13 protein-coding genes are annotated in these 13,025 nt (G+C 74.0%); 9 read left to right on the forward strand and 4 right to left on the reverse strand.

Features of this window, described 5'->3' with window-relative positions:
* Positions 1–120: 120 nt before the first annotated feature.
* A complete protein-coding gene (locus tag ABT048_RS03645) occupies positions 121–501 on the forward strand; it encodes an ACT domain-containing protein (RefSeq protein ID WP_350519665.1) in 381 nt (126 codons plus the stop codon).
* A 72-nt stretch (positions 502–573) separates the two neighbouring features.
* Here the strand turns inward: ABT048_RS03645 and ABT048_RS03650 are convergent, their stop codons facing one another.
* Both ABT048_RS03650 and ABT048_RS03655 read right to left on the reverse strand, forming a co-directional pair.
* Positions 574–1,689: a nucleotide disphospho-sugar-binding domain-containing protein gene (locus tag ABT048_RS03650; protein ID WP_350519666.1), complete on the reverse strand. Its 1,116-nt coding sequence runs from the start codon at positions 1,687–1,689 to the stop codon at positions 574–576.
* A gap of 204 nt (positions 1,690–1,893) precedes the next feature.
* Complete coding sequence (locus ABT048_RS03655) at positions 1,894–2,676, reverse strand: alpha/beta fold hydrolase (RefSeq protein WP_350519667.1); 783 nt, start codon at positions 2,674–2,676, stop codon at positions 1,894–1,896.
* Between the two features lie 326 nt (positions 2,677–3,002).
* Between ABT048_RS03655 and ABT048_RS03660 the strand changes: the two genes are divergently transcribed.
* Positions 3,003–3,482, forward strand: a complete 480-nt coding sequence (locus ABT048_RS03660; RefSeq protein WP_350519668.1) for a hypothetical protein — start codon at positions 3,003–3,005, stop codon at positions 3,480–3,482.
* Between the two features lie 432 nt (positions 3,483–3,914).
* Here the strand turns inward: ABT048_RS03660 and ABT048_RS03665 are convergent, their stop codons facing one another.
* The gene (locus ABT048_RS03665; protein WP_350519669.1) at positions 3,915–4,565 is read right to left on the reverse strand and encodes a response regulator; all 651 of its coding nucleotides are present in this window, start codon (positions 4,563–4,565) and stop codon (positions 3,915–3,917) included.
* 100 nt (positions 4,566–4,665) lie between these two features.
* On the reverse strand, positions 4,666–5,943 hold the full coding sequence (locus ABT048_RS03670) for a sensor histidine kinase (protein WP_502893966.1): 1,278 nt from the start codon (positions 5,941–5,943) through the stop codon (positions 4,666–4,668).
* A gap of 322 nt (positions 5,944–6,265) precedes the next feature.
* On the opposite strand from ABT048_RS03670, the gene ABT048_RS03675 reads away from it, so the two are divergent.
* The 7 genes from ABT048_RS03675 to ABT048_RS03705 all read left to right on the forward strand — a co-directional run bounded on the left by ABT048_RS03675 (position 6,266) and on the right by ABT048_RS03705 (position 12,980).
* Positions 6,266–6,826 (forward strand): GlcG/HbpS family heme-binding protein, encoded by a 561-nt coding sequence (locus ABT048_RS03675; protein WP_350519670.1) that lies wholly within the window; start codon positions 6,266–6,268, stop codon positions 6,824–6,826.
* A 219-nt stretch (positions 6,827–7,045) separates the two neighbouring features.
* Positions 7,046–7,471, forward strand: coding sequence for a YunG family protein (locus tag ABT048_RS03680; protein ID WP_350519671.1), 426 nt, complete (start codon positions 7,046–7,048; stop codon positions 7,469–7,471).
* A gap of 113 nt (positions 7,472–7,584) precedes the next feature.
* Positions 7,585–8,499, forward strand: coding sequence for an NAD(P)-dependent oxidoreductase (locus ABT048_RS03685; protein WP_350519672.1), 915 nt, complete (start codon positions 7,585–7,587; stop codon positions 8,497–8,499).
* Positions 8,500–8,618: 119 nt separating this feature from the next.
* Positions 8,619–9,239, forward strand: coding sequence for a flavodoxin family protein (locus ABT048_RS03690; protein ID WP_350519673.1), 621 nt, complete (start codon positions 8,619–8,621; stop codon positions 9,237–9,239).
* Positions 9,240–9,585: 346 nt separating this feature from the next.
* Positions 9,586–10,704: an LPXTG cell wall anchor domain-containing protein gene (locus ABT048_RS03695; RefSeq protein WP_350519674.1), complete on the forward strand. Its 1,119-nt coding sequence runs from the start codon at positions 9,586–9,588 to the stop codon at positions 10,702–10,704.
* Between the two features lie 138 nt (positions 10,705–10,842).
* Complete coding sequence (locus ABT048_RS03700) at positions 10,843–12,069, forward strand: hypothetical protein (RefSeq protein ID WP_402805575.1); 1,227 nt, start codon at positions 10,843–10,845, stop codon at positions 12,067–12,069.
* A gap of 137 nt (positions 12,070–12,206) precedes the next feature.
* Positions 12,207–12,980: a MerR family transcriptional regulator gene (locus ABT048_RS03705; RefSeq protein WP_350519675.1), complete on the forward strand. Its 774-nt coding sequence runs from the start codon at positions 12,207–12,209 to the stop codon at positions 12,978–12,980.
* Positions 12,981–13,025: the final 45 nt, after the last annotated feature.

Here is a 13,025-nt window from a genome sequence, read left to right on the forward strand (position 1 = left end):
CCGGGTACGTCTGCACCGGTTCGAACAGCCCGAACAGGTGGCCTTCTGCGTCGTCCGCGTGGGGGGCCGGTTCCGGGGAAAGCCCGGTCGGGGGTGGGGTGTGCGTCCTAGGATCGGCGGATGACCGATGCGACCGCGCAGCAGCTGCGCGTTCTTCCCGAGGCCCTGTGCGTCGAGCGGCCGGCCGATGAGGCGTCGGCCCTGGCGTCGGCGTGGATCTCGCTGGTCCGGGCGCCCGAGGGGCTGACCGTGGTGCGGGTGGTGGACGAGCGGGTGGACGGCGCGTCCGTCGAGCGGTGGAGGGCGCTGTACAGCGGCGACGAGGCCCACGGGCTCGACCTGCCGGGTGTGCTGTCGCGGCTGCTCGCGCCATTGGCGGCGGCCGGAGTGCCGGTGTTCGTGGCGTCGACGTTCAACGCCGACCTGGTGCTGCTGCCCGCGGAGCGGCTCGCCGGGGCGGTGGAGGTGCTCCGGTCGGCCGGTCACCGCGTCGAGGGCTGAGCGGGACGGGCCGGGGCGACAGCCCGGCCGCCCCCTCGGAGGCCGGGCTGTCGGGTTCGGTCGGGCCCCGGCTCAGCGGTTGGCGAGCGCTTCGAGGGTGGGGACGAGGGCGGTCGGGGTGGGGAGGGCGGCGTTCTCGGCGCGGAGCCGGTGGGCGGTGTCGCGGAGGCCCTGGTCGGTGATGAGGCGGTCGAGGATGGCGGTGTCCACGGCGTCGGAGGCCGAGCTCAGGGCGGCGCCGGTCGCGGTGAGGGCCTCGGTGTTGATGAAGTGGTCCGCGCCCTGGGGGAGGAGCAGCTGGGGCAGGCCGGCCTGGAGGGCGGTCAGCATGGTGCCCGAGCCGCCGTGGTGGATCAGTGCGTCGGCGCGGTTGAGCAGTTCGTTCAGCGGGACCCAGGGCAGGCCGCGGACGTTGTCGGGCAGGGTGCCGAGCGGGGCGAGGTCGGCTCCGCCGACGGCGAGCGAGAAGTCGGCGTCGACCTCGGCCGCGGCCTCGACCAGGCGGACGACCGCCCGGACGCCGTCGAGCTCGGCGAGGACGGTGCCCAGGGTGACGACGATCCGCGGACGGTCGGCGGGGCGGAGGAACTCGGTCGGGACGACGCCGCCGCCGTTGTAGGGGATGTAGCGCATCGGCAGGCCGTCCGGGTCGCCGCCGAGCGGGCCGACGTTGAGCGCGGTGGAGGCGGCCGGGCCGGCCAGGCCGTGCCGCTCGTAGACGTCGGTGAAGTGGGAGGCGAGCAGGTCGCTCATCGGGAGGCCCGCGCTGACCCCGAAGTTGTTGATCACCGACGGGATCTTGAGCAGGGTCGCGACCAGCGGTGCGGCGGCCTGGAAGGAGTCGTGGACGAGCAGGTCGGCGCCCCAGTCGGTGGCGGCCTCCAGCAGCCCGTCGACGCCGGGGCGGGAGGCGTGCGCGAAGATCGCGGCCGCCATGTCGAAGATCTCTTCCTGCGGCTTGTCCGGGGAGACGTACTGGATCTTGCCTTCGAGGCGCTCCTCGAACAGTTCCCGCAGGCTCCTGCCGTCGCCGATCTCGACGATCGGGAAGCCCGCGCTGCGGAGCTGGTCGAGCGGCTGCCCGCAGGCGAACAGGACCTCGTGCCCGGCGGCGCGCAACGCCTGGGCGGTCGGGACCATCGGGAAGAGGTGACCGGCCGCCGCGGGACCGGTGAAGAGTATGCGCATGGTGGACTCCTTGCCAATGAAGCTTACGAAGCAGTCTCACCTTGGAAGTTGACGTCCAGTCAATTTGATTCCAATCACCATGCGCGCTAATCAGCCGTTTTGATCAGGGGCTTGTCTCCCGGGCGGCGGTGTGCTCCCGTTCCTGCCTCCGCCGCCCGCCGCCCGTGGTCCGTCGCCCGGCGCCCGTCGCCCGCTGCGCGCCGCTCATGCGGCGTCGAGGAACTCCCGGACGGTCTTGACGAACGCCTCGCCCTCCTCGGCGAACACGATGTGGCCGGTGTCGAACTCGGCGTAGACGCTGCCCGGGAGGGCGGCGTGCAGGCGCCGCGGGTTCTGCACCGGGACGGTGGCGTCCTGGGTGCAGCCGACCACCAGGGCGGGGGCCTGGACGTGGGGCAGCAGCGGGGTGAGGTCGAGGTCGAGGTCGAGGGCGACGTGCCGCAGGGTGCCGGGAGTCGGCTGCATGTAGGCGGCGTTGGCCTCGACCGCCTCGCGGCCGATCCGGTCGAGGAAGCCGCGGCTGAAGGCGGTGAGGGTGGCGTAGCCGCCGAACGCGGCCGGGTTGTCGGCGAGGGACAGCCAGGTGGCCATGGACAGGCGCATGTACTCGTCCTGTTCGGCGCTGATCCAGCCGGCGGCGGCGACCAGGCGGCGGACCTGGTCGGGGCGCTGGGCGGCGGCCGCGGTGGCGACGACGGCGCCGAGCGAGAAGCCGAAGACGTCGGCGGGGCCGCGCCCGGCGTCGTCGATCACGGCGTTGACCTGGGTGGCGAGGGTCTCCAGGGTCAGCGGGGAGCCGTCGTCCTCGGCGGCCTCGCTGCCGGAGAGGTCGGGCAGCAGCACGGTGTAGCGGTCCGTGAAGGAGTCCAGCAGGCCGTCCCACATGCCGGAGCCGGGGCCGGTGCCGTGGACCAGGACGAGGGTGTCGGGGCCGTCGCCGACGACGCGGTAGGGGATGCGGGCGGTGTCGACGGTGATGGTGGGCATGTCGGGGTCCTCTCGGAGTCGGTGGTGCCGGTGGGCGGCGGGCTGTTCCCGTCGGCGGCACGAGAAGTAAACTACACAGTGCAGAGCATTGATGCAACTGCACCGTGCAGTGCAGTTTGGGGTGCGGAAACGGTGGGGGATGGAACTGTCCGTACCCGTCCGCCGTCCAAGCAGTGACGGAATCCCAGCCCGGGTTGAACGCCGGGAGGAGTACGGAGGGCCCTGTGCAGTCAGGTGGTGCCGAACTCAACGTCGGATGCCCGGGTGGGTGCCCCGGCGGCGCGCCGGCCGTGCCCGCCTGGTGGTGGTCGGGGCCGGAGCCCGGGGTGACGGTCGATCAACTCGATGCCGCAGAACGCTGCGAGACGCTGCTCCAGGACACCGTGGACGCCATCGACCCGTCTCCCGCCTGGCAGGAGGCGCCGCCCCGGTCGGGCGCGCGGCTGCCGAAGCCGGGGCGCGAGTCGGCGGTGCTCTGGTACGTCACCCGGGGCCGGGACATCCTCACGGTCGTCTCGCTGCCCCGGCGGTCGGTGCTGGTCGGCGTGGTGGAGCGGCACTGGCGGCGGCGCGGCTGGACGATCACCTCGCTGAACACCGACCCGTACTGCCCGGGGGTGGCCGCGACCACCCGGGACGGCTATCGACTGGCGCTCTGCTTCGGGGAGTTGGGCGAGGCCGGACTGACCGCGAGCTCGCCCGGGGTGGCCCGCTCGGAGCGGCTCCCGGCGCCGGCGGGGGACGGTGGCCGCGGCTCGGCGCCGGTGCCGTCCGTGTGTTGCCCGTACTGGAGCGCGCTGGCGTAGTCCGCCGCCGCAAGGGGATCGGGGGAGGCGTGGAGCGAGTCCCCCCGGACTCGCTCCACGCCGCCTCGTCGCGCGGCTTCGGCGTGGCCGCTCCCCCCGACACCCCGGCAAGCCCCGCCGGCCCCCCTGGCCCCACTCTCCGGCGAGAGCGGTCCGCACAGGCCCCGGCAGGTCCCCACCCCCGGGGACGTCGTTGGTCTCACGCTAACAAACCGCGTGGTTGGTTTGTCAATAGTGGAATCCACGAAACATCCACATTGTGGCGATCGTCCCGGACCGGCCCGAAAGGCTCCGGAGCAGGCGGTTGTGGGCCCGTCAGGCGCATCGGCCGGCGGTCGCGCGCGCCGGGCCGGGCTGCATGCCGTACACACGTCGGGACGGAATCCGACATTCCGAGCATCATGGCAGCACGCAGCGGCACCGCGCGAGCGCTCAGCGCAGCAACCGGCGCTCCTTGGCCACCGCCACCGCACCCGCCCGGGTGTCCACGCCCAACTTGTCGTAGATCCGCCCGAGATGCGTCTTCACCGTGGCCTCGCTGATGAACAGCGCCCGCGCGATCTCCCGGTTGCCCAGCCCCTGCGCCAGCTGTTCGAGGATGTCCAGCTCACGGTCGGTCAGCTGCGGCACGGGTGCCCGCATCTGGGCCATCACCCGGGAGGCGACCGGCGGCGAGAGCACCGTCCGGCCCTGCGCGGCCGCGTGCACGGCGGCGAACAGCTCCTCCGGTCGCTCGGCCTTCAGCAGGTAGCCGGTGGCGCCGGCGGCGATCGCCCGGGTGATGTCGGCGTCGGTGTCGTACGTGGTGAGCACCAGGACGTGCGGACCGCCCGGGGTGGCGGTGATCCGCCGGGTGGCCTCCACGCCGTCGATGCCGTCGCCGAGTTGGAGGTCCATCAGCACCACCTGCGGCGTCAGCCGGGCGGCCAGCGCGACGGCCTCCTCCCCGGTGCTGGCCTCGCCGACCACCTCGATGTCGCCCGCGCTGGCGAGCAGGGCGAGCAGGCCGGCCCGGACCACCGCGTGGTCGTCGCAGACCAGCAGCCGGACGGGAGCGGTACGGGCCGGCGCTCCGCTGCTCATGCGCTCACCGTGCCGCGGAGGTCGCCGAGTTCGTCGAGTTCGTCGAGTTCGTCGACGTCGTTGACGTCGCCGAGGTGGTCGAGGACTTCGGTTCGCGCGTTCATCGGTGCTCCAGGGGGATCACGGCGGAGACGACGGTGCCCTCGCCGGGGGTGCTCTCCACGGTCAGCGTGCCACCCAACTGGCGCAGCCGGGCGCGCATCGCGGGCAGTCCGTACCCGCGGCCGCCCCCGGTGCCCGCGGCCTCCGGGTCGAAGCCCAGCCCGTCGTCCGCGATGTCCAGGACGGCCTGGTCGCCGAGGAAGGACAGCGTGATCGCCGCGGTCGAGGCCCCGGCGTGCTCGCGGACGTTGGCCAGCGCCCCCTGGGCGATCCGCAGCAGCGCGGACTGCGCGGCGGTGGGCAGCGGTACCGGCGTGCCGTCCAGGTGGAAGCGGACCGGCAGGCCGCTCTCGGCGGACTCCCGCCCGGCCAGCGCCCGCAGCGCCCCGTCGAGGGTGCGGCCCTCGGCGAGCTCGGCTGGCGCGAGGTCGTGGACGAAGCGGCGGGCCTCGGCGAGGTTCCGGGCGGTCACCTCGGCGGCGGTCCGGACGTGGGTGCGGGCGGTCGCCGGATCGGTGTCCCAGGTGCGGTCGGCGGCCTGCAGCAGCATCTGCTGGCTGGACAGGCCCTGCGCCAGGGTGTCGTGGATCTCCACGGCCAGCCGCTCGCGCTCGGCCAGGGTGCCCTCGCGCCGTTCGGTGGCGGCGAGTTCGCGCCGGGTGCGGACCAGGTCGGTGATCAGCGCGCGCTGCCGGTCGGCCTGCCGGGCCATGAAGAGGAAGACGCCGGTGCCGAGCGCGGCGACCGTGGGCGGCAGCAGGACGAGGGTGGCGTCCACCCCGCCGGGGAGCCGGATCTCGGCGATCACCACCAGCAGGGTCAGTGCGCCGACCAGCGGGATCGCCGCCCTTGCGGGCAGCGCCCGCAGGGCGGTGTAGATCAGCGGGACGGCGCACCAGGCGAAGCTCGGGGCGAGCAGCACCAGCACCACCCAGAGCGTGACCACCAGCCCCAGCGGCCACCTGCGGCGCCGGCCCGGCGCGGTCGGACGGTGGTGGTCGAGCCAGGAGCCGGCCGGCTGGGCGACGGCCAGGGCGACGCTCAGCCCGATCACCCAGGGCGCCTGGGGGCTGCCGGAGTGGTGGCTGAGGTAGCGGTTGAGCGAGGCGGCGAGCAGGACCACGAAGGCGGAGTCCAGCAGCACCGCCAGTCGGCCCGCGTCCGGATCGCCGGCGTCGCGGCCGCCGACGTCGCGGCCGGCGGTACCGGGCAGGCCGACACTGCCGGGCCGGCCGACGGTGCCGGGCCGTCCGGCGGCGGGGCGGGGCTGTGGCACGGGTGGCTCCTGGTCGGACGGGTGGCGCGCGGTCCGGGCGGCGCGGGGGCCGCCCACCGGCACCGGCCGCGCACCGGGTGCGTGCGGGCGGCAGACCGTACTGACCTGCGCCGATCCCTCGATGGTGACCCGTCCGGCCCGGTCCCGCATCAGCCGATCGGTTGACGCCGCCGTCCCCCATCATGCCCGGACGCACGCGCCGGACCGTCGATGTGGCGGCCCCGGTCCCGGACGGAGGATCGAAGCAACCGCCGGGCGGTCCGCCTCGGCCCGGCGCCCCTGATCCCCGCATCACCCCGCAGAACCGTCGAGGAGCTGGACCATGAAGAAGACCTCCGTGCGCACCCGGGTGCTGACCGGCGCCGTCGCCGCCGCCGCGATCGCCGCCGCCACCGTGGGCGCCGTCTCGGCCAGCGCCGAGACCACCGAGACCCCGGCGGCTCCGGCCGCGGTGAAGGCCGACACGCAGAACAAGAACCTCGCCCAGAGCACCGGCCTGACCATCGACGCCGCCACCCGCGCCGCCCAGGCCGCCCTGGACGCGGCGACCAAGGCCGGCCAGCACGTGTCGGTCGCGGTCGTCGACCGGGACGGTGTCACCCGCGTGCTGCTGAAGGGCGACGGCGCCGGCCCGCAGGCCCCGGAGTCGGCCGAGCGCAAGGCCTTCACGGCGGTCTCCTGGAACGCGCCGACCTCGGAGCTGGCCAAGCGCCTGGCGCAGGCCCCGAACCTCAAGGACATCCCGGGCACGCTGTTCCTGGCCGGCGGCGCCCCGGTGCAGTCGAAGGGCGCTCCGGTCGCGGCCGTCGGTGTCGCGGGCGCGCCCAGCGGCGACCTGGACGAGCAGTTCGCGCAGGCCGGTGTCGCCGAGCTGGCGAAGTGACGCTTCCCCGCCCCGTAGCCCCGTCGGTCGGGTGACCTCCCCCCCGCACCCCGTCGGCGGGGTGACGCCCGGCCGGTCGGCCGTCCCGTGACGCGGGATGGCCGACCGGCCGGTTTCATTGACTCATTCGGGTGAACGCCGGGAGGGTCGCCGCAGAACACGGGGTGACCCTTCGAAAAGCCGCTGCCGCTGTCAGTGCCGCGTGGCAGGCTTCCCGGTATGACGGCGTGGACCCTCAACGACATCGAACGTGCGATCCGCTCCTCCTGGGGTGTCGACACCTGTGCGCCCGAGGATCTGGCCCACTGGCGTCCCGACAATCCCGCCCGCGGCCAGTGCGGGGTGACGGCGATGGTGGTGCACGACCTGCTCGGCGGCGAGCTGATGATGGGCGAAGTGCACGTCGACGGGGTCCGGACGGACCTCCACTGGTGGAACCGCTTCGCCACCGGCTTCGAGATCGATCTCACCCGTGAGCAGTTCGGGCCGGACGAGCTGGTCGGCCCCGGCCGCCCGGTCGCCCGCCCGGCCCGTCCCGGCCGGCTGCAGGCCCAGTACGAGCTGCTGCGCGGCCGGGTGATCGCCGAGCTGGAGCGCGGGGCCGCCGCGCACCGCACCCGGATGCCGGCGCGCGCCTGCGCCTGACCGGCCCGGGCGCCGTGACCGGCCCGAGCGCTCCGAGCGGCCCGGCGCCGTGACCGGCCAGGGCGCCGTGACCGGCCGGGGTCCGTTCGCATCCTGACGTACAGTCGGCCGCAGTGATCGACAGCGGCGACGGGAGTGCGCGGATGACCGGGACGACGGTCGGCTTCGTGGGGCTGGGTTCGATGGGGCGGGGCATGGCCGGCAGCCTGCTGCGGGCCGGTCACACCGTACGGGTCTGGAACCGCTCGCCCGAGCCGGTGGCCGCCCTGGTGGCCGAGGGCGCTCAGGCGGCCGACTCACTGGCGGAGGTGTTCGACGCCGACACGGTGGTCTCCATGCTCGCCAACGACGACGCGGTCGAGCGCCTGCTGCTCGACCCCGCCCTGCTGACCGGCGCCGCGGCGACCCTGCACGTCAACATGGCCACCGTCTCTCTCGCGCTCGCCGAGCGGGCCGAGGCACTGCACGCCGAGCACGGCATCGGCTACGTCGCCGCGCCCGTCCTCGGCCGGCCGCCGGTCGCGGCCGAGGGCCGGCTGAACATCCTCGCCGCGGGCGCCGCCGACCTGCTGGCCAGGGCCGAGCCGCTGTTCGCCGCGATGGGGCAGCGCACCTGGCACTTCGGCGAGAGCCCCCGGCAGGCCAACACCGCCAAGATCAGCACCAACTTCCTGCTGGCCTGCGCGATCGAGTCGCTGGCCGAGGCGTGCAGCCTGGCCGACGCCCACGGGGTCCGGCCGACCGACCTGGTCGAGATGCTCACCAGCACGCTCTTCCCCGGGCCGATCTACTCCGGCTACGGCGCGATGGTGGCCGAGCGGCGGTACGAGCCGGCCGGCTTCCGGCTGCCGCTCGGGCTCAAGGACGTCGGCCTCGCGCTGGAGGCGGGGGCCGCCCGCCACGTGCCGCTGCCCTTCGGCAGCATCCTGCGGGACGCCTTCCTGGACGCGCTGGCGCACGGCGACGGCGACAAGGACTGGGCGGCGGTCGCCGCCGTCGCCCGCCGCCGGGCCGGACTGCCGGAGTGACCGGCGGGCCGCCCGCGTAGCCGACGGCCGGGGCGCGCGCAGCGGCGCGGGCGCGGAATAACCGGAGTGGGCCGGGTGCTCGCACCCTCGTCCGCGCCGTGCGACCCGGGGGAAAGCCGATGTCCGACCAGCAGCCGTCCGATCAGCCGTCCGACCACCAGTCCTTCGACGAGCCGTCCGGCGCCGGGGAGCCGCGCCGCTTCCTGTTCCTCGACGCCAGCGCGCGCACCGACGGCAACTCCGCCCGACTCGCGCGGCTGGCCGCCGAGTCGAGCCTGCCGGCCGGGGCCGAGCAACGCTGGCTGCGGCTCGACGAGCACCCGCTGCCCGTCTTCCGGGATCTGCGGCACGACGGCGACGGCAGCTACCCCGAGCCGGTCGGCCACGAGCGGACCCTGCTGGACGCCACCCTGGCGGCCACCGACCTGGTCCTCGTCGCGCCGCTGTACTGGTACACGCTGCCGACCAGCGCCAAGCTCTACCTCGACCACTGGTCGGGCTGGCTCCGCGTGCCCGGACTGGACTTCCGCACCCGGATGGGCGGCGCCACCCTGTGGGGAGTCACCGCCCTCAGCGGTTCCGACGACAAGGCCGAGCCGCTGATCGGCACGCTTCGGCTGACCGCCGAGTACATGCGGATGCGCTGGGGCGGCGTGCTGCTCGGCAACGGCACCCGCCCGGGCGACGTGCTGCGGGACGAGCGGGCGCTGATCGCGGCCAAGTCCTTCTTCGCGGGCTGACGCGCGCTGACGCGCGCCCGCTCCCCCGCCCCGCCCCCGGCATCGCGCTGACGATCCGACCCCCGGCACCCGTACCGCTCCCGTCCCGGGTGCGGTACGGTCCTCCGGACGTGTACCCGTCACTCCCGGTCATCTTTTGGCAAAGCGCAAAAGCCTTGTACCTGGACGGAGTTGGACGAACCGGGCGCGTTACTTCCACCGCTCGGGCACAGTGCGGCACCCGCCTTCCGGCTCGGCCGGATCGTTCGGTACTCTCCGTCGCACTTTCAGCTTCGCGGGGGGACGGGGCGTCTGCGGCCGCCCCCTCGCGCCCGGGCCTCGCCCGGAAACGTCCGTGAGGTCTCCCTTGTCCATACGTCGCAGTCTTGCCCTCGCCGGCGCCGCCGCGCTCGCGTCCTCGCTCGTGCTGGCCGGCGCCCAGGGCGCCATGGCCGTCGGAGTCACCGGCTCCGCCTCCGCGTCCGCCCCGGCCGAGAAGGCGGGCCACAAGGCCCTGGACCTCTCGGTGCGCGGTGTTCCGGACACCTTCATCGCCGGCGGCGACGCCCGCGTGTTCACCTACCGGATCGACAACTCGACCAAGAGCGACTTCGTCGCCTACCCGCTGCTGAAGTTCAAGAACAAGGCGGGCTCGCTCAAGGCGAAGGACCTCAAGGTCGAGTACAAGCTGTCGGCCGGCCTGCCCGGTGGCGGCACCTGGAAGACCGGTGCCGTCGCGCCCGGCGGCGGCGACGGCGACGACAGCGCCGTGCTGATGCTGCTCGGCGACGTCACCGACGGCAACGCCGCCGACGACGCGCTGCTCTACATCGGCCAGGGCAAGCACATCGACATCGACGTCCGCGCCTCCTTCGCCCAGGACACCCCGCTGGGCAAGGCCGGCGTCGTCCCGGTGGTGTTCTCCGCCGACACCGGCAACCCGGACGACCACGGCAGCTTCAGCTGTGACGGGATCAAGGGCGCCGGCTTCACCATCAAGGCCGGCGGCGGCAAGCCCACCCCGACCGCCACCCCGACCAAGACCGGCAAGCCGACCCCGACGACGAGCCACTCGCCGACGGCCACGGCCACCGCGACCGCGACCGCCACCGCGACGGCCACCGCCACCGCCACCGCGACGGCGACCGCGACCCCGACGACCCCGGCGCCGACCACCCCGGCCCCCGGCACCGGCTCGCCGTCCGCCTCCGCGACCACCGCCGCTCCGGCGCCGTCCGGCAGCAGCACGGACGTCCAGCAGCCGATCGACTTCCCGGTGCAGACCCCGACCGTCACCCCGCCGAAGATCACCCAGGGCGGCGTCGAGAAGGCCAAGACCGCCTCCGACAACGCGGACAAGGCGCTGGCCCAGACCGGTGGCGGCGACGACACCACCGCGATCGCGGCCGTCGGCGGCGCCGTCCTGGTGGCCGGTGTCGGCACCCTCGTGGTGCTGCGCCGCCGCAAGACCGGCCAGCACAGCTGACCAGGGACAACCGTTCCACGGGTACGCCCGTGTCGCCCGCGCCGTCCACCGGACGGTCATGCGGGCGGCACGGGCGGTACTCCTCCGTCACATAGGATGTCCGGCCGGAGGGGGGCGGAACCGGCGGGGAGAGGACAGGTGCGGGAAGCACGCACGGCACGGGCCACCACGGATTACGAGGCGGCGACCGGACGGATCGCGGGACTGCCGCTCCGCAGGCACCACGTCCTGCTGGTCGCCTGGACGGTTCTCTGGTTCTTCCTGGTCGAGCCGAGCGGCGGCTTCTCCTGGCACTACCTGCGCCAGGGCGAGCAGCTGCTCTTCAGCGGCCAGTCGGACGGCGGCCTGTCGCTCTACGCCCACCACCCGGAGCTGCAGATCGGCCCGGTCAGCCTGGCCGCGGCCCGGCTCACCGCTCCGTTCTCGCCGCACATCGGCCAACTGGTCGCCGAGGCGGCGAGCGCCGCGCTCGGCCTGGTGATGCTGGTCGTGATCGGCCGCACCGCGGCCCTCTACTACCTGGGCACCGGCACCAACCACCGCCGGCTCCAGCAGCGGCTGCTGATCGCCGGACTGGCGTTCATCCCGATGTGGGTCGAGGTGTCGGTCCGCTTCGCGCACCTGGACGACGTCCTCGCGCTGTTCTTCACCACGCTCGCCGCCCACGCCCTGGCCCGCGGCAAGCCCACCCAGGTCGCGATCTTCCTGGCGCTGGCGGTGGACTCCAAGCCGTGGGCGATCGCCTTCGCCCCGCTGATCCTGGCGCTGCCCCGGCCCGCCTGGCTGCGCACCGCGCTCTGGTTCGCCCTCCTGGTGGCGATCGCCTGGCTGCCGTTCTACCTGGGCAACCTGGACACCATGGCGGCGGCCAAGTTCACCATCCCCAACCAGCCCGCCTCCGCGCTGCGCTGGTTCGGGGTGACCGACCCGACCACCCCCTGGTGGGACCGCCCGACCCAGTTCGCGCTCGGCATCGGCCTCGGCGCCATCGCGGTGTGGCGCGGCCGCTGGCCGGCCGTGGTGCTGCTCGGCGCGGACGCCCGGATCCTCCTCGACCCGAGCGTCTACACGTACTACACGGCCTCGATCCTGCTCGGCACCCTGCTCTGGGACGCGGTCGGGCAGAAGCGGCTCGTCCCGTGGTGGAGCTGGATCGCGCTGGCCGCGCTGTACGGCGGCACGCTGTTCCTGCCGTCCGACTCGGCCCGCGGCCTCGTCCGGCTCGCCTTCGTGGTGGTCTCCGCCGCGTACGTGCTGCTCTGGCCCACCCAGCAGTCCCGCCGGACCCGGTCCGGCGGCCAGGGCGACGGCGGACGCCGGGCGGCCCGGCGGCGTGAACGGGCGCTGGTCGGCGCCGACGCCTGAGCAGCGCCCGCCCGAGCAGTCGCCCGCCCGCCCGAGCGGCCGCCCGCCCGCCCGAGCGGCCGACGCCCGGACAGACGGCTTGACCCTCACGCGACGTGAGAGCCGAGGGTAGTGGTCAGCACCAGGGAGGAACTCCGATGACCAGTGAGGGCTACTCGGTCGGCGCCGTGGCGAAGATCGCCAAGGTGACCGTCCGCACCCTGCACCACTACGACGAGATCGGCCTGCTGTCCCCGGCCGGCCGTACCCGCTCCGGCTACCGCCGGTACGTGGACGCCGATCTCGACCGGCTGCAGCAGATCCTCTTCTACCGCGAACTCGGGTTCCCCCTGGAGGAGATCGCGGCGATCCTGGACGACCACTCGGTCAGTCCGAGCGAGCACCTCCGGCGGCAGCACCAACTGCTGACCGACCGGATCCGGCACCTCCAGGACATCGCCGCAGCCGTCGAACACGCCATGGAGGCACGGAGAATGGGCATTCAGCTGACCCCGGAGGAGAAGTTCGAGATCTTCGGCGAGGGATACCAGGAGGAGTGGGAGCAGGAGGCCGAGCAGCGCTGGGGCGACACCGCCGCCTGGGCCGAGTCCCAGCGCCGCACCGGCGGCTACTCCAAGGCCGACTGGCAGCGGGTCCAGGCCGAGATGACCGAGCTCAACACCGCGCTGGCCGCGGCGATCACCGCCGGCGAGCCCGCCGACGGCACGGTGGCCACGGACCTCGCCGAGGCGCACCGGCAGCACATCTGCCGGAACTTCTACGACTGCACGTTCACCATCCACCGCGGGCTGGCCGGCCTGTACGTCTCCGACCCGCGCTGGACGAAGGTGTACGAGGAGCTCGCCCCGGGCCTGGCGCAGTGGCTGCACGACGCCATCGTCGCCAACGCCGACCGGCGGGAGAACGCGTAACGGCTCGACACGGTCGTCACACTGTCACGCCGTCACTCCCTCAGG

The sequence above is a fragment of the Kitasatospora sp. NPDC096140 genome, from assembly GCF_040303045.1.
GTDB lineage: Bacteria > Actinomycetota > Actinomycetes > Streptomycetales > Streptomycetaceae > Kitasatospora.